This window comes from Ruminococcus sp. zg-924 (assembly GCF_024433635.1).
Lineage (GTDB): Bacteria > Bacillota > Clostridia > Oscillospirales > Acutalibacteraceae > UBA7067.
The window spans coordinates 24274-40167 of the sequence record NZ_WNJZ01000015.1 but is presented as its reverse complement, the minus strand read 5'-3'; the positions used below and the strand labels follow the sequence as shown (position 1 = coordinate 40167).

The 15894-nt window shown below is 44.7% G+C and carries 13 protein-coding genes and 1 pseudogene; 2 read left to right on the top strand and 12 right to left on the bottom strand.

Annotated elements, in window-relative coordinates; translation table 11 throughout:
* Positions 1-115: 115 nt before the first annotated feature.
* The 11 genes and pseudogenes from GMA13_RS08145 to GMA13_RS08095 all read right to left on the bottom strand — a co-directional run bounded on the left by GMA13_RS08145 (position 116) and on the right by GMA13_RS08095 (position 12195).
* Positions 116-733 carry a ComF family protein gene (locus tag GMA13_RS08145; protein WP_255883835.1) on the bottom strand — a complete coding sequence of 206 codons (618 nt, stop codon included), beginning with the start codon at positions 731-733 and terminating at the stop codon, positions 116-118.
* The gene (locus GMA13_RS08140) at positions 730-2937 is read right to left on the bottom strand and encodes an ATP-dependent RecD-like DNA helicase (RefSeq protein WP_255883837.1); all 2208 of its coding nucleotides are present in this window, start codon (positions 2935-2937) and stop codon (positions 730-732) included. Before GMA13_RS08140 ends, GMA13_RS08145 begins: the two co-directional genes overlap by 4 nt.
* 10 nt (positions 2938-2947) lie before the next feature.
* Positions 2948-3685: a glutamine amidotransferase gene (locus GMA13_RS08135; RefSeq protein WP_255883839.1), complete on the bottom strand. Its 738-nt coding sequence runs from the start codon at positions 3683-3685 to the stop codon at positions 2948-2950.
* 13 nt (positions 3686-3698) lie between these two features.
* On the bottom strand, positions 3699-5024 hold the full coding sequence (locus GMA13_RS08130; RefSeq protein ID WP_255883842.1) for a Mur ligase family protein: 1326 nt from the start codon (positions 5022-5024) through the stop codon (positions 3699-3701).
* A 227-nt stretch (positions 5025-5251) separates the two neighbouring features.
* Positions 5252-5425 (bottom strand): hypothetical protein, encoded by a 174-nt coding sequence (locus GMA13_RS08125; protein WP_255883845.1) that lies wholly within the window; start codon positions 5423-5425, stop codon positions 5252-5254.
* 68 nt (positions 5426-5493) lie between these two features.
* Positions 5494-6894: an NADPH-dependent glutamate synthase gene (gltA, locus tag GMA13_RS08120; RefSeq protein ID WP_255883847.1), complete on the bottom strand. Its 1401-nt coding sequence runs from the start codon at positions 6892-6894 to the stop codon at positions 5494-5496.
* 1 nt (position 6895) lies between these two features.
* A complete protein-coding gene (locus tag GMA13_RS08115; protein WP_255883849.1) occupies positions 6896-7738 on the bottom strand; it encodes a sulfide/dihydroorotate dehydrogenase-like FAD/NAD-binding protein in 843 nt (280 codons plus the stop codon).
* 103 nt (positions 7739-7841) lie between these two features.
* Positions 7842-8528, bottom strand: a pseudogene (locus tag GMA13_RS08110) (iron-containing alcohol dehydrogenase); the annotation flags it as partial.
* A gap of 16 nt (positions 8529-8544) precedes the next feature.
* Complete coding sequence (locus tag GMA13_RS08105; RefSeq protein WP_255883850.1) at positions 8545-9372, bottom strand: ATP-binding protein; 828 nt, start codon at positions 9370-9372, stop codon at positions 8545-8547.
* Positions 9369-11879, bottom strand: coding sequence for a heavy metal translocating P-type ATPase (locus GMA13_RS08100; RefSeq protein ID WP_255883851.1), 2511 nt, complete (start codon positions 11877-11879; stop codon positions 9369-9371). The genes GMA13_RS08105 and GMA13_RS08100 overlap by 4 nt, the downstream gene beginning before the upstream one ends.
* Before the next feature lie 10 nt (positions 11880-11889).
* Positions 11890-12195 carry a metal-sensing transcriptional repressor gene (locus GMA13_RS08095; protein ID WP_255883853.1) on the bottom strand — a complete coding sequence of 102 codons (306 nt, stop codon included), beginning with the start codon at positions 12193-12195 and terminating at the stop codon, positions 11890-11892.
* A 145-nt stretch (positions 12196-12340) separates the two neighbouring features.
* Here GMA13_RS08095 and GMA13_RS08090 point away from each other — a divergent pair, with 145 nt between their 5' ends.
* Positions 12341-13615 carry an MATE family efflux transporter gene (locus GMA13_RS08090; RefSeq protein WP_255883855.1) on the top strand — a complete coding sequence of 425 codons (1275 nt, stop codon included), beginning with the start codon at positions 12341-12343 and terminating at the stop codon, positions 13613-13615.
* Here the strand turns inward: GMA13_RS08090 and GMA13_RS08085 are convergent.
* Positions 13612-14514 (bottom strand): TIGR01212 family radical SAM protein, encoded by a 903-nt coding sequence (locus GMA13_RS08085; protein WP_255883857.1) that lies wholly within the window; start codon positions 14512-14514, stop codon positions 13612-13614. The two genes, GMA13_RS08090 and GMA13_RS08085, sit on opposite strands and share 4 nt — an antisense overlap.
* A gap of 134 nt (positions 14515-14648) precedes the next feature.
* Here GMA13_RS08085 and GMA13_RS08080 point away from each other — a divergent pair, with 134 nt between their 5' ends.
* Positions 14649-15848: a DegT/DnrJ/EryC1/StrS aminotransferase family protein gene (locus GMA13_RS08080; RefSeq protein ID WP_255883858.1), complete on the top strand. Its 1200-nt coding sequence runs from the start codon at positions 14649-14651 to the stop codon at positions 15846-15848.
* Positions 15849-15894 lie beyond the last annotated feature (46 nt).

Below are 15894 nucleotides of genomic sequence, written 5' to 3'. Positions count from 1 at the left end.
ATTATAGATATCGTACCGTTACAATAGTGTGACTCATTAGTGGTATTATTGTAAAAGATATGTAAAACAGGCGCATAATTTTTACAGACAAAATCTTGAAAACAATCATAATATATCAATCAAAAATTACAGCGCAAAGAGTAACGCAGAATACGCTGTTTGCTCCGCCGTATTTAAGAGTACGAATACATTCGGCTAAGGTGTAGCCGCTTGTGATTATATCGTCAACAAGCAGTATATTTTTACCGCTGACATCAACAGACGAAAACACTCCGCTAACATTATGCCGCCTGTCATCTAAGCTGAGCAAATGTTGCTTCTGTGTATGCTTTGTCTTAACGAGCAGCTGCTCACAAGGCAGTGAAAGCAGCCTTGAAAGGTGCTTGGCAAGCGTTCTGCTGTGATTAAAGCGATACCGCTTTTCGCCGTATATAGGTACATATGTAACAACGTCGAAGCTGCAATCTGCAAGCTGTGCGTCAACTGCGCTTTTCATATATTCAGCGAATGAAGCGCAGTAATAGTGCTTACCATTAAATTTATACTCAAGCACAGCCTTTCTGTACTCTCCCGAATACGGAAAGGCATAGGCGCACTTGTATGTACCGATTTTTCTTAAGCTACTGCTCGGCAGTCCGTCACGACATGACGCACACTCGGACTTATTTAGTTTTATTACCTCTGCGCAAAACGGACATTTGCGTGTAAAAATTATATCGCCTGGTGTAATCATTGCAAGCCCTCAAGCAAAAAGCATTTCAAACCGGAATATCGCAGAGTCCTTCTGTTGTTTTTGACCATATATTCAACAACACTCGGATCTCCAACAAGAATGAGCAAGCTCTTTGCCCTTGTTACGGCTGTGTAAAGCAGATTGCGGTAATAAAGCTGCGGAGCTCCCTTGTGCATTGGAATAACAACAGCGTTAAACTCATTTCCTTGACTTTTATGAACTGTTGCAGCATAGGCAAGCTCTAAATGGAGCAAGTCATCGCCGTGATACTTTGCTGTTTTATCATCAAAGCGAACCTCCACCGACTTTGAGCTTTTATTAACTCGTGTGAGTATGCCAACGTCGCCGTTAAAAATACCCTCGCCCATTTCGCCGTCATCACGAGTCCAAGGTATATCATAATTATTTTTTATTTGCATAACCTTGTCGCCCTGGCGAAATACCTTGTTGTTGAACACAAGCTCAGGCTTAAGCTCATCAGCAGGATTCAAAGCGGCTTGAAGCCTTTCGTTTAAATCAAATGTTCCAAGCACACCCTTTTTACCCGGACAGAGCACCTGTATATCGTCAAGCGGAGAAAAGCCGTAGGAGTGCGGCAGACGTGTTTTGCAAAGGTCGATTATTGTTTTTGCAATAAGCTCCTTATTAATGCGCTGCATAAAAAAGAAGTCCTTTTTCGTTTCGTTAAGTATCGGCATTTCGCCTTTGACTATTCTGTGGGCGTTGGTAACGATGAGGCTTTTCATCGACTGGCGGAAGATTTCATTAAGCTGAACGACAGGCACGGCGTAGGATTCGATTAAATCACTCAGCACATTTCCTGCTCCGACTGACGGCAGCTGGTCGCTGTCACCAACAAGAATAATGCGGCAGCCCATAGGCACAGCCTGCATAACGCTGAAAAACAGTGCGCTGTCAACCATTGATACCTCATCTATAATTAAAGCGTCACACCGAAGTGGATTTGATTCATTACGCTTGAAAACAGGGCGGTCACGGTTATCCCAGCTGACCTCAAGAAGGCGGTGAATTGTCTTAGCCTCTTCACCTGTCACCTCGCTCATTCGCTGTGCGGCTCTGCCCGTTGGTGCGGCAAGAAATACCCTTTCGCCATTCATTTTAAGGATTTTAATAATTGCGTTTAACGTAGTTGTTTTGCCTGTACCGGGACCACCTGTAAGTACTAAAAGTCCCTTGCTTGCCGCTTCGGTAACAGCCTGCCGCTGAAGTGCGGCATATTCTATTTTTTCGCTGATTTCAATTTTGTCAAGCGCCATTTCAACTCCGCTTATCACGCTGGGGGGACATCGAAGCATAGCATTTAGCCTTGCCGCAACGTACAGCTCGCACTCATACATCTGCGGAGTGAAAATAAACTCACGCCCGTTTATGCTGTGCGAAAAAAGCGTGTTTGACAAAAGCATATTTTCAAGGCATGAGGTACACTTATCAAGTGGCAGCTCAAGGAATGTTGAACAAGCCTGCAAGAGTCTGTCCTTTGGCAGACAGGTGTGACCATTGAGCTTGTTATGCTCAAGAATATGAAAAAGCCCTGCCTCTATTCTGAATATATTATCAGCCGCCTTTTCCTGCTTTTGCGCTATTTTATCTGCGGACTCAAACGGGATTGAAAACTGCTCAGAACAGAGAATATATGGGTTTTCCTCAATAGCCGTCAATGCGTTTTTACCGTATTCACGCCACAGGCTTACAATGCTCTGCGGCGGCACACCGTAGGTTTGAAGCTTTACCATAAGCTGACGTATTCCGAAATGCCCCTGAAGCTCCTCGCTCATACGCTGAGCTTTTTCAAGCGTAATTCCCTTTATCGCTGTAAGACGCTGCGGCTCGTTTTCAATAACGTCAAGCGTGCTGTCGCCAAACTGCTCGACAAGCTTTTTTGCTGTTGAGGGACCGACGCCTTTAATTGCACGTGAGGAAAGATATTTTAAAATTGAAGCAGCTCCCACAGGCATTGAGCGCTCAAAAGCCCTGACGGAAAACTGCATGCCGTAGGAGCTGTGGTTTGTAAAAACGCCAAGAAGCGACAGCGATTCTCCCACAGCAACAAGCGGCATATTCCCCACGGCCGTTACAAGCTCGCCGTCGCAGTCAAGCTCAAGGACTGTATAGCCGTTTTCGTCATTGCGGTAAACAATGCTTTCTACGTCGCCCTCAAGCCGTTCAAGCTCGGTATTGTCCATTTTATTCCTCTCAATCGGCTGTTGCTTTCAGCCTGTTTCTAAGCTCACGCAGGGTTATCTCATATGCCCCCTGCTCATACAGATTTACAATTTTTTTGTATTTAAAGCCGTCAATATCCTTTGCCAAAAGCTTTATAATGTAAGCTGTGAAATGTGGATTTTTCACGAATACAGGTCCGATAAGATGTGTTCCGAACACATTATTAAAACGGCAGCCCTCGTAAGGCTCAGAAGCATTGTTCGCATATCCCATCTGCATTGTGAAAAGCGGATTTTCAGTCTTAGTTGTTGTACTGCATTTGTTTATGAAGCCGACAAACGGTTCAGTCATAAATGAACAGGAGCAGATTGCATCCCCTGTAAGGCGTTTTTCATAGCTCTCGGTTGTTTCAAAATCACAAAGACCTATGGCTTCAAAACGTTTGCCATATGCGTCTGTCACAGCTTTGCCGAGCATTTCAAAAGCATTACCCGTTAAGAGCATAACCGTACCGGAATTTGCCGCCGCACAGAACTCATCCTTTTTTTTGAGCAAATCTGCAAGCGCAGCTTTCTGCGCCGCTTCGGTACCGCTGCCGATATATATAAATTCAAAGTCAGAAAAATTGATATATGAGCAGCTGTCAGTTCTTGTTATCTCGGCTTCAAGTCCCTGCTGTGAAATATGCCTTGCAAGGATTGAAACATTGGCATACTCGCCGTAAAGGTTCATAAGGTTGTTATATAAATGAAGAATTTTTATAGCCATTATATTTCCCTCCTCACAGAACTTCCACACGTGAAAGCAGCTTTTCTTTGTCAGAGAAGCAGGTCACGCAGTATAGCTTTTCGCTGCCGCTTTCCTTGATATAGTCTATACACTGCTGAATGTCGGCTATCGGCTTTATTATACTTTGGTCTATGCCGGTAAAGGAAAAACGAAGCGCAAGGTCATTTACATATGTTCCGGTAAGATAAATATTCTCCACGTTTTTGCTGTTTAAGTGGTCAAAGTTTATATCCCACAGCCAAGATGTTTCGCCCGTGAAGTACTTACGGCTAATGGCGTCTACAATAACGATAACACTGCACTGCTCGTCACGTGACGCTATATATTTAAGCGACTGGTCATAGGAAACCGAATTTTCGTGCTTTGAGGTAAGCAGTGTGCCATCGTGCGAACCAAGCCTGAAGCGCATTATTCTGCCGTTTTTTAGCATATAGTTTCCTATGCTTCCGGCAATAGCTGCTCCGTCAATACCTGCAATTGCACAGGCGGCAAACGCAGCAAGAATATTGTAGACATTATACATTCCCGTAAAGGCAAGCGGAATTGTGTATTTACCGTTAACTGTGATTTCACCCTTGTCCATATCGGCATTTGTAACGGTAAAGTTTGTGTCAGCCCTTTTGAAACCGCAAGCGTTACAGCTATATGAGCCTATGTGGTTGTAATGGTAATAACCGTATGTCATTCTGCCGCCGCACACAGGGCAGTAGACGCCGTCATTGTAAACACCGTCATTATAAGAAAGCGATGTTTTAAGCTTGTCCACGCCGAACCACAAGGTATTGTCACGACCGTTCGCAAATCGGGAGATAAGCGGATCATCAGCATTTAAAATAAGCTGGGTATCATCGTGAATACTGTGTGACAGCGCCTCATAAACCCACTGCGGATGGCCGTTTCTTGTGAGCTGGTCACGGTAAAGGTTTGTTATAATATAATGCGTCGGGTGAAAATATTTAAAGGTATAGCGTGCATAACGCTCGTCTGACTCGATAAGCAGAATATCGCTGTTCATCTTTCCACCGAGTGTACAGTTTGAAAGCACAAGGGTGGTAACCCCCTCAATCTGATTTGAGCCTTCCTTGTTATAAGCAACGGTTCTGCCGTTTTTCTTGAGAATTGTAGCTATCATCTCAACAGTTGAGGTTTTGCCGTTGCTGCCTGTTACGGCGATAATATATTTCGGCAGCTTTATTTTGCTTAAAATATTCGGGTAAAGCTTAAGCGCTATCTGCCCCGGAAGCGAGCTTCCCTTGCCGATAATGCTGCCGGCAAATTTAAGCAGCTTACAAATTAAAATGACAAAAAACAGTTTCATTTCTATCTCCCCATTACATCTTCTGTTCACATTTTCTTTTTACGTTATAATATTTAATTATAGCAAATACAGACGTAATTTACAATCATTTTTAAACAAAAGAGCAGACATTATGTGACCCGCAATTTATTTTCAAATGCGCACTACTGTTTTCATATCATAACATATTCTTTTTATCGGTTAAAATTATTATATTAAATCTGTTTTTATACAACGAATTTCGCAGTTTATCTTTTTTGCTCTGCCCTTTTCTCAGCATTTCTCTGTTCCTTTTGCTTGATGCGTTCGCAGGCAGGTAAATATTTTTTCTTTAAAGCATGCTGCTTTTTACATTCCTCGCAATTTCCGTGTCTTTCACACTTTATCCTTTTACAGGGACAACCGGGGTTTAATTTCTGCATAACTTTCCTCCTAAAAATACAGCGGCAAAGATTTCTCTCTGCCGCTGATAATAATAATAATATTATTATTATTCCTTAGACTTAATATATTCATCCATAGCCTTCGCAGCCTGCTTGCCTGCACCCATTGCAAGAATAACAGTTGCAGCACCCGTTACAGCGTCGCCGCCGGCATAAACGCCCTCACGTGTTGTAAGACCGTCATCGCCGTTTGTGATGATACAGCCGTGTCTGTTAGTGTCAAGACCGGGAGTTGTCTGGCGAATAAGCGGGTTCGGGCTTGTACCGATACTCATAATCATTGTGTCGATTTCAAGCTCAAATTCGCTGCCCTCTTTTACAATCGGACGACGTCTGCCGCTGTCGTCAGGCTCGCCAAGCTCCATCTCAACGCACTTCATTCCACGAACCATACCGTCCTCGTCACCGAGAACCTCAACAGGATTTGTGAGAGTCTTGAATATAATGCCCTCCTCCTGTGCGTGCTCAACCTCCTCAGCTCTTGCCGGAAGCTCCTCCATACCTCTGCGGTATACGATATATACGTTCTCTGCGCCAAGTCGCTTTGCGCTTCTTGCAGCGTCCATTGCTACGTTTCCGCCGCCAACAACTGCGACATTCTTTGAATGTTTAATCGGAGTTTTGCTGTCAGGTTTGTAAGCCTTCATAAGGTTAACTCTTGTGAGATACTCGTTAGCCGAGTAAACTCCCTTCAGGCTCTCGCCGGGGATTCCCATAAATCTCGGAAGTCCTGCGCCGCTTGCGATATATACAGCGTCATTGCCCATTTCAAACAGCTCGTCTATTGTGAGCACCTTGCCGATAACCATATTTGTTTCAATGTCAACGCCGATAGCCTTGAGATTGTCAATTTCCTTCTGAACAATAGCCTTCGGCAGACGGAATTCAGGAATACCGTAAACAAGCACGCCGCCGGCAAGGTGAAGAGCTTCATATACAGTAACCTTGTAGCCAAGCTTAGCAAGGTCGCCCGCTGCTGTAAGGCCGCTCGGACCTGCGCCGATAATAGCAACCTTGTGTCCGTTGCTCTTTGGCATCTCCGGCTTTTCGTCCGAGTGCTCACGGTGCCAGTCAGCTACAAAGCGCTCAAGCCTGCCTATGCCAACGCTCTCGCCCTTTATTCCTCTTACGCATTTGCCCTCGCACTGTGTTTCCTGAGGACAAACTCTGCCGCATACGGCAGGAAGTGCACTTGAAGCGGAGAGAACCTTGAACGCTCCCTCCATATCCTCCTCAGCTACCTTGCTGATGAATGAAGGAATGTCAATTCCAACAGGGCAGCCGCTCTGGCACGGCTTTTTCGGGCAGGAAAGGCATCTTTTAGCCTCGTTTACAGCCATCTCGTATGTATAGCCGAGTGCTACCTCGTCAAAATTCTTATTTCTTACGTTAGGCTCCTGTGACGGCATAGGACATTTCTTTGGGTCCATATTTCTCTTTACTGCCATATCAGAGCACCTCCTTCTTCAAAAGGTTGCAGCCCTCTTCACGGGCGTGCTGCTCAAATTCCTTATACATAGTTCCACGGTGCATAGCTTCGTCAAAATCAATCTGGTGACCGTCAAAGTCAGGGCCGTCAACACAAGCAAACTTTGTTTCACCGCCAACAGTTATGCGGCAACCTCCGCACATACCTGTACCGTCAATCATAATTGGGTTCATAGATACAATTGTCTTAATATCATATTCCTTTGTGAGCTTGCACACAAACTTCATCATAATGAGCGGACCGATAGCGATAACCTCGTCATATTGGTTGCCCTCCTTGATGAGCTGCTCAAGAGCAGTTGTAACAAGGCCCTTGGTGCAATAGCTGCCATCGTCTGTCATCATACAAACCTTGTCGCTTACAGCGTTAAAATCGTCCTCCAAAATTACAAGGTCCTTATTTCTAAAGCCGACAATGCTGTGAACCTCACAGCCGTTTTCGTGGAGCTTCTTTGCAATTGGGTATGCGATAGCGCAGCCAACGCCGCCGCCAACAACAGCAACCTTCTTAAGTCCGTCTGTTTCACTTGGTCTGCCAAGCGGTCCAACTAAATCGTGAATACATTCGCCCTCATTAAGTGTGTTAAGCTCCATTGTGCCATATCCAACAATCTGGAATATGATAGTAACTGTGCCTGCATGTCTGTCATAATCGGCAATTGTTAGAGGAATTCTCTCTGAATCCTCCTTGGCACGAAAGATGATGAACTGCCCCGGCTCTGCCTTTTTGGCAATAAGCGGTGCGTCAACAACCATTCTTGTAACAGTTGGGTTAAGCTCTTCTTTCTTTAAAATCTTAAACATTAACCTCTGCCCCTTTCCTTTCTTAATTGAGTTCAGCGTTCACCTTAAAAAAGTCGCCGCAAAGCTTACGGCGACTTTTCAGATTTTAGATTTGCTATATTAATCAGAAATCAATTTCCTTATCATAATAGCAAGCGAGCAACAGCTTCTCCATTTCCTCCTGGGTTGGGATTCTCGGGTTGGAGCCTGTGCAGGCATCGCCAATTGCATTTGCTGCAACCTCGGAAAGCTTATCGTTGAACTCTTTCTCATCAATTATACCACCCTCATAATCCTTTATGCAAGAGGAAATATTGAGAGATTTGTTCATTTCTTTAATTTCTGCAATCAAAGCGTCAACAAGCTCCTCTGTTGTGCTGCCCGGAAGGCTGATAAACTTAGCAATTTCAGCGTATCTTGCGGCTGCTCTCTCGTCCTTTGAGTTGTACTTAATTACCTTCGGCAGGTACATAGCGTTTGCAGCGCCGTGAACAATGTGACCGCCGCTGAAGGCTGCGCCTGTCTTGTGAGCCATTGAATGAACAATACCAAGCAGAGCGTTTGAGAATGCCATGCCTGCAAGGCACTGTGCGTTGTGCATTGAAGTTCTTGCGTCCTTATCGCCGTCATATGACTTCTTAAGGTCGTTGTGAATCATCTTTATAGCGTGCAGGGCAAGCGGATCTGTATAGTCGCAGGCTACTGTTGAAACATAAGCCTCAATAGCGTGGGTTAATGCGTCCATACCTGTGTTGGCTGTAAGCTTTACAGGCATTGTTTCAGCAAGCTCAGGGTCAACTATTGCAACGTCCTTTGAAGAAAGCTTTTTAGTATTTTTCAAGGAATGTATGCTGGGCACCGTCCGACTTATAGCCGACCATTGTGTCAAGACATACGGAATGTATGCTGTTGAATATACTTTTTTCTATGTTCGGGTTAGTGCGTTTGAGCGTTTTAATTAGCTCCTTTATCTCCTGACGTTTTGAAGCGCCTGTATCATTCGCAGCATTTTCGGTAAAGCGACAGGCGCAGCGGATGAATTCAAGGCTGTTGTACCTTCTCCACGCAATAATCGCATCCTCATGAATACAGTACATTGGGCGGATAAGCTCCATGCCCTCAAAGTTTGTGCTGTGCAGCTTCGGCGGCATTGACTGAAGCTGTGAGCCGTAGAACATTCCGATTAGCGTGGTTTCAATAACATCGTTAAAATGGTGGCCAAGCGCAATTTTATTACAACCATGCTCCTGCGCCATCTTATATAGATACCCTCGGCGCATACGGGCGCATAGGTAGCACGGCGATTTCTCCGTCTTGTTTGCAACATTAAAGATATTTGTTTCAAATACCTTTATCGGTATGTGCAAAAGTGCGGCATTGTTCTCAATTTTCGCCCTGTTTACCTCGTTGTAGCCGGGGTCCATAACAAGATACTCAACATCAAACGGCACCTCGCTGTATTTGTGAAGCTGCTGCATAAGCTTTGCAAGCAGCATTGAATCCTTACCGCCCGATATACAAACGGCAATTTTATCGCCGGACTTAATAAGCTCATATTTTTTTACCGCAAGGATAAACGGATTCCATATATCCCTGCGGTATTTTTTTATTATACTGCGCTCTACACGCTCGTGTGTTTCAAGCTCCCGACTCACGGTAACACCTTGTAACCCTTACCCTCAACAATCTTCTTGAGCGTATCGTCCGAAACATCGGCAGACAGCGTAACAACAGCTGTTCCGCTTACATGGCTTACCTGTGCTTTCTCAACCTGAGGAAGCTGTTCAAGAGCAGCCTTAACGGAAGCCTCGCAGTGCGGGCACATCATACCCTCAATTTTCAATGTTTTTTCCATAGTCTTAATCTCCTTTGTCACAACAGTTTTGTTTTTTATTTTTTTGCTTCTCCTTGATTTATATATATCAACAAGGTTCAGCCTTAAAGCATTTGTAACAACGCACACACTCGACAGACTCATAGCCGCTGCGCCGAACATTGGCGTAAGCTGCCAGCCGAATATCGGAATGAGCGCACCTGCGGCAAGGGGTATGCCGATTACGTTATATATGAACGCCCAGAACAGGTTTTCGTGGATATTTTTAAGTGTTGCCCTGCTCAGCCTAATCGCCGCAGGAACATCGCTTAAGCGGCTTTTCATCAACACAACATCAGCGGCGTCAATTGCAATATCTGTTCCTGCGCCTATTGCAATGCCGACATCAGCGCTTGTCAAAGCCGGAGCGTCGTTAATGCCGTCGCCTACCATTGCAACTGCGCCCTGCTCCTTAAGCTGATTGATAACTCTGCCCTTACCGTCCGGCATAACTCCGGCTATAACCTCGTCAACCCCTGCCTGTTCGCCTATTGCCTTAGCCGTTCGTTCATTGTCGCCTGTAAGCATTACAACACGCAAGCCCATGCTGTGCATCGTATTTACAGCCGCCGGACTATCCTCCTTGATGACGTCGGCAACTGCGATAATGCCAAGCAGCTTGCCTCCTCTTGAAAAGAACAGTGGTGTTTTTCCGCTTTGCGCCAAGCTGTCTGCCGCACTCGATATTTCATCAGACACCGCCGCATTTTCGTTTATCAGCTTGAGGTTGCCGCCAACAATTTTCTGCCCATTAAGCATACCTGTAAGGCCACTGCCTGTCAAGGCTTTAAATTCCTGAACCTCGCTGTATTCAAGCTGTATTTCCTCAGCCCTTGCAATAATCGCCCTTGCAAGAGGATGCTCGCTTTTTCTTTCGAGTGAGCAGGCGGCTGACAAGAGCTCATTTTCCGACACTCCGTTAGTTGGGATAATATCGGTTACCCTCGGCTGTCCGCTTGTAATTGTACCTGTTTTGTCGAGAGCGACTATTTTAACCTTGCCCGCCTGTTCGAGCGACTGAGCCGTTTTGAAGAGTATACCCTGCTTTGCGCCGACTCCGCTGCCAACCATTATCGCAACAGGCGTTGCAAGTCCAAGCGCACACGGGCAGCTTATTACAAGAACTGAAATTCCCCTTGCAAGTGCAAAGCCGACGCTCTGTCCGCTAATAAGCCAAATTATTGTTGCTATAACGGCTATGGCAATTACTATCGGCACGAACACGCCAGACACCTTGTCAGCTATCTTTGCTATCGGCGCTTTGGTTGCCGATGCGTCGCTCACCATTTTAATTATCTGCGACAGAGTTGTGTCCTCACCAACCTTTAAAGCCTCGCACCTGATAAAGCCGGACTGATTAAGCGTAGCCGCCGAAACAGAATCTCCCGGGTGCTTGTCAACCGGTATGCTCTCGCCGGTAAGCGCCGACTCATTTACAGCTGTACTGCCCTCAAGCACAACTCCGTCAACGGGTATGCTCTCGCCCGGACGAACAACAAAAATATCTCCGGGTCTGACCTGTTCAATTGAAACGGTCTGCTCGGAATTATCACGAACAACAACGGCTGTCTTTGGCGCAAGCTTCATAAGTCCCTTAAGGGCATCTGTTGTTCTGCCCTTTGAATATGATTCAAGCATTTTTCCAACGGTGATAAGCGTTAATATCATCGCCGCCGATTCAAAATAGAACTCGTGCATATACATCATCACAGCGTCCATATTGCCCTTAAGCTGTGCGTCTGTCATAGCAAAAAGAGCATACGTGCTGTAAACAAATGACGCTCCTGCTCCGAGAGCCACAAGCGAGTCCATATTCGGAGCACCCCTTACAATGCCCTTAAAGCCGCTTATGAAAAATCTTTGGTTTATAACCATAACCGCCGCAGTCAACAAAAGTTGTATAAGCCCCATTGCTATATGATTTTCAGCAAGAAATGACGGCAGAGGCCAATTCCACATCATATGTCCCATTGAGATATACATAAGCACAAGCAAGAACACAACTGAGGCTGCCAGCCGCTGCTTTATTGCTTTTGTTTCGCTTTTTTCGGCTGTATTATCGGCTTTGCCCTGCTCAGCCTTGCCGTCAGAGCCTTTCACACTTGCACCGTAGCCTGCATCAGTTACTGCCTTGATAATATCCTGAGCAGACGCTGTGCCGTCAACCCCCATTGAATTTGTCAACAGATTTACCGAGCAGGATGTAACACCCGTAACCTTTAATACCGCCTTTTCAACTCTTGCGCTGCACGAAGCACAGCTCATACCCGTCACATTGAACTGTTGCATAATCTCACCCCTATTTCATCAGCTTTTGAAGAGTCATAACAAGCTCGTCAATAGTTTCGTCCTTGCCGCTGCGAATATCGGTTGCCACGCAGGTTTTGATGTGGTTTGATAATAGCTCACGGTTAAAGGCATTTAGAGCGGCGCTTACTGCCGACACCTGAATAAGAATATCTGTGCAGTAGGCATTTTTCTCTACCATACCCTTTATTCCTCTTATCTGCCCCTCAATTCGGTTTAAACGGTTTATAAGCTTTTTATACTCTTCCTCAGAGCGTTCCTTCGTTTTGTGACATTCACAGCTGCATTTTTCCTTCATATAGAGTATTCTCTCTTTTCATTCGTATTTCATACACTTATGATATACCCCCATAGGGTATTTGTCAAGAAAAATCTGAGTTTGATTTTTTGTCTTAATTTGGTATAATAGCTGTATATGTTATGTGATATTCTCGGAGGGTAATATGAGCATTAAACGAAGCTTTACAAAATATATCTCGCTCAATATTTTAAGTATGATGGGACTTTCGCTGTATGTCCTTGCCGATACGTTCTTTGTTGCACAGGGTACCGGTGCAAACGGACTTACTGCGCTGAACCTTGCTATTCCGATATTCAGCTTGGTAATAGGCACAGGGCTTATGATTGGTATGGGTGGTGCGACAAGATTTTCAATTTCAAAATCGGATACTATTTTCACTCGCTCGATTTTTTTCGGGGCAATCGTATCCGCCGTTTATTTCATCTGCGGTCTTACCCTGTCAGGACAAATCAGCTCGGTTATAGGCGCTGAGGGTGAAGTTTTTGAGCCAACAAGAGCATACCTTCAAATTATCCTGCTGTTTGCGCCTATGTTTATTATGAACAATATTATCAACTGCTTTGTAAGGAACGACAGCGACCCAAAGCTCTCTATGATTGCAATGCTGTGCGGCACATTTGCAAACATAGTGTTCGACTATATTTTTGTTTTTCCGCTTGGCTTGGGCATTGTCGGTGCGGCAATAGCAACAGGCTTTTCACCGCTTATCAGCCTGTGCGTACTCTCAATTCACTTCTTTAAAAAGAATAACTCAGTTAAATTCAAGAAATGCTTTCTCACCTTCAAAGCCGTCAAGGACATTGTTACCCTCGGCATATCGGCACTTATTACCGAGCTGTCAAGCGGCATTGTGATATTGATTTTCAATATGATAATTTTGAATATAGAGGGCAATATCGGAGTAGCCGCATACGGCGTTATTGCGAATATTGCGATCGTTGTAAATTCTATTTTCACCGGAATTGCGCAAGGTTCTCAGCCGATAATAAGCCGCAGCTACGGCGAGGGAAGGCTCAGCGACGCCAAGAAAATTTTAAAATACGGCATAATAACTGCGGTTGTATTTTCTGCCGCTGTATATTTAGTTACCTTTGCTTTCAGCGAGCCTATTGCAAAAATATTTGACAACGCAAACAATAAGCAGCTTTTAGACATTGCCTCAGTCGGTATGAGGCTGTATTTTATCTCGATATTCTTCTCAGGCATAAACGTAATGTGTGCCTCCTATTTTTCATCAATCGACAGACCGAGAAACGGGTTTATTATCTCAATACTACGAGGAGTAGCGCTTATAATTCCGACGGCATTTTTGATGGCGTATCTTTTTGGCTTAAACGGAGTTTGGCTGTCTGTCGCAGTTTCAGAGTTTATAGTATGCCTGCTGGCAGTTGTGTTGTTAAAGAAAAGCAATATCTAAAAGCGACTTCCCTGCTCAACATTTCGCTCTCGCAAAGCTTTATTTATTGTGTTCAGTACAAGTCTTTTGTTGCCGCTCCATTTCGGCTCGATAAGCAGCTTTTTGTCACCGTCGCCTGTTATTCTGTGAACAACCATATCTTTCGGCAAAAGCTCAATACATTCACAGATAAGCTCTGCATACTCGTCAAGCGACAAAATGTGAAAAGGTTTTTTCTCATAGTCAGAGGCAAGGTCTGTACCCTTAAGCAGGTGCAGAAGCTGTAGCTTTATTCCGTCTGCTCCGCTGTGTGCGACATAGGAAACGCTTTTAAGCATATCCTCCCTGCTCTCTCCGGGTAAGCCCAAAATAAGGTGAACTACAACATTTACACCGATTGCTTTTAAGTTGCTCACAGCTTTATCAAAAACGCAAAGCTCATATCCTCGGCGGATATAGTGAGCAGTGCGGCTGTGGATAGTCTGCAAGCCAAGCTCAACAAAGACAGGCTTGATTTTATTAAGCCGGCTAAGCAGCTGTATTTTATCATTTTCAAGGCAGTCAGGTCTTGTTGCGATTGATAGCGCACAAATATCGTCACGCTGAATTGCCTGCATAAAAAGCTTTTCAAGATAACTTACCTCGGCGTAAGTGTTCGTAAACGGCTGAAAATATGCAATAAATTTTTCAGCCTTTGTCTTGCCTATTACAAGGCTTTTAGCACTGTCAATTTGAGAATTTATATCTAAATCTGCGCTTGCGGCAAATTCACCTGAGCCGCCGCTGCTGCAAAAAATACAACCCCTTGTACCGAGAGTGCCGTCACGGTTTGGGCAGGTCATACCGCCATTGAGGCTCAATTTATAAACAGGCTCGCCAAAGCGGCTGCGTAAATATTCGTTAAGAGAATAATAATGCATTTTTTACTCCTTAAATCTGCGATAATTGACTTTTATATGCGGTAATGGTAAAATTACTGTAAATGTTTTGTACGCTTATTGTAATGCTAAACTAAAAATAAAGCAAATCTATATGAGTGAAAGAGGAAAATAAAATGAAAGCTATTCCCTTTTCTCCTCCCGATATAACAGACGAGGAAATAAACGAGGTTGTCAGGGTTTTAAAATCCGGCTGGATAACCACAGGAATGGAAGCTAAAACACTTGAAAAAAAGGTAAGCGAATATGTCGGCACAGACCACACTGTTTGCTTTAACTCCTGGACAGCGGCAATGGAGCTTACTCTGCGTATGCTTGGCATTGGCGAGGGTGACGAGGTTATCACCACTGCTTACACCTACACTGCATCAGCATCTGTTGTTAAGCACGTTGGCGCAAAGCTTGTGCTTGCCGACACTGCGCCTGATTCATTTTTAATTGACTGCGACAGCCTTGAGGGGCTTATTAACGAGCGAACAAAGGCTATTATCCCCGTAAATATCGGCGGTAAGGTATGCGACCAAAGGCGTATTATGGAAATAATTGAGAGCAAACGGTCAATTTACAAGCCGAATGATGCTAACCCACTACAAAAGGCATTCGGCAGAGTAGTTATTTTATCAGACTCTGCACACGGACTTGGCGCAACAAGGTATAACATACCGAGCGGCAGACTTGCCGACTTCACCGCATTTTCATTCCACGCTGTAAAAAATCTTACCACAGCTGAGGGCGGCTCTGTAACCTGGCAAAATATTGACGGCATCGACAATGACGAGCTGGAGCGTATGTTCAGGGTTTATTCACTGCACGGACAAACAAAAGACGCTTTCTCAAAAATGCAGCTCGGCGCTTGGGAGTATGACATTATCTATCCTGCTTACAAGTGCAATATGCCCGATGTTTTGGCGGCTATCGGAGTAAAACAGCTTGAACGCTACGATAAAATGCTTAACCGCCGTCACGAAATTATCAAAATGTATAACGATGTTTTTCTGCCGATGGGCCTTAAGCCGATGATACACTCAGGCAAAGACTTCCGTTCAAGCGGTCATTTGTATCTGCTGAGAATCCCCGGATATAATACCGAAAAGAGAAACGCACTTATCACAAAGCTTGCCGAACAACACATAACAACAAATGTGCATTATAAGCCTCTGCCGCTGTTAAGTGCCTATAAGAACCTCGGCTTTGACATAAAAGACTTCCCGAACGCTTACCATCAGTATGAAAACGAGATAACTCTTCCGCTTCACACATTGCTGACGGACGAAGACGTTATGCTTGTGGCAAATTCGGTTAAGAGCCTGATTTAGCAAAATAGATTAAAAATTACCGTCCTGAGAATGTACTTCATTCAGG

What these genes read in the sequence shown, in the direction of transcription:
- GMA13_RS08145 (WP_255883835.1), bottom strand. Translation starts at nt 733, where the DNA reads ATGATTACACCAGGCGATATAATTTTTACACGCAAATGTCCGTTTTGC.
- GMA13_RS08140 (WP_255883837.1), bottom strand. Translation starts at nt 2,937, where the DNA reads ATGGACAATACCGAGCTTGAACGGCTTGAGGGCGACGTAGAAAGCATT.
- GMA13_RS08135 (WP_255883839.1), bottom strand. Translation starts at nt 3,685, where the DNA reads ATGGCTATAAAAATTCTTCATTTATATAACAACCTTATGAACCTTTAC.
- GMA13_RS08130 (WP_255883842.1), bottom strand. Translation starts at nt 5,024, where the DNA reads ATGAAACTGTTTTTTGTCATTTTAATTTGTAAGCTGCTTAAATTTGCC.
- GMA13_RS08125 (WP_255883845.1), bottom strand. Translation starts at nt 5,425, where the DNA reads ATGCAGAAATTAAACCCCGGTTGTCCCTGTAAAAGGATAAAGTGTGAA.
- gltA (WP_255883847.1), bottom strand. Translation starts at nt 6,894, where the DNA reads ATGGCAGTAAAGAGAAATATGGACCCAAAGAAATGTCCTATGCCGTCA.
- GMA13_RS08115 (WP_255883849.1), bottom strand. Translation starts at nt 7,738, where the DNA reads ATGTTTAAGATTTTAAAGAAAGAAGAGCTTAACCCAACTGTTACAAGA.
- GMA13_RS08100 (WP_255883851.1), bottom strand. Translation starts at nt 11,879, where the DNA reads ATGCAACAGTTCAATGTGACGGGTATGAGCTGTGCTTCGTGCAGCGCA.
- GMA13_RS08095 (WP_255883853.1), bottom strand. Translation starts at nt 12,195, where the DNA reads ATGAAGGAAAAATGCAGCTGTGAATGTCACAAAACGAAGGAACGCTCT.
- GMA13_RS08090 (WP_255883855.1), top strand. Translation starts at nt 12,341, where the DNA reads ATGAGCATTAAACGAAGCTTTACAAAATATATCTCGCTCAATATTTTA.
- GMA13_RS08085 (WP_255883857.1), bottom strand. Translation starts at nt 14,514, where the DNA reads ATGCATTATTATTCTCTTAACGAATATTTACGCAGCCGCTTTGGCGAG.
- GMA13_RS08080 (WP_255883858.1), top strand. Translation starts at nt 14,649, where the DNA reads ATGAAAGCTATTCCCTTTTCTCCTCCCGATATAACAGACGAGGAAATA.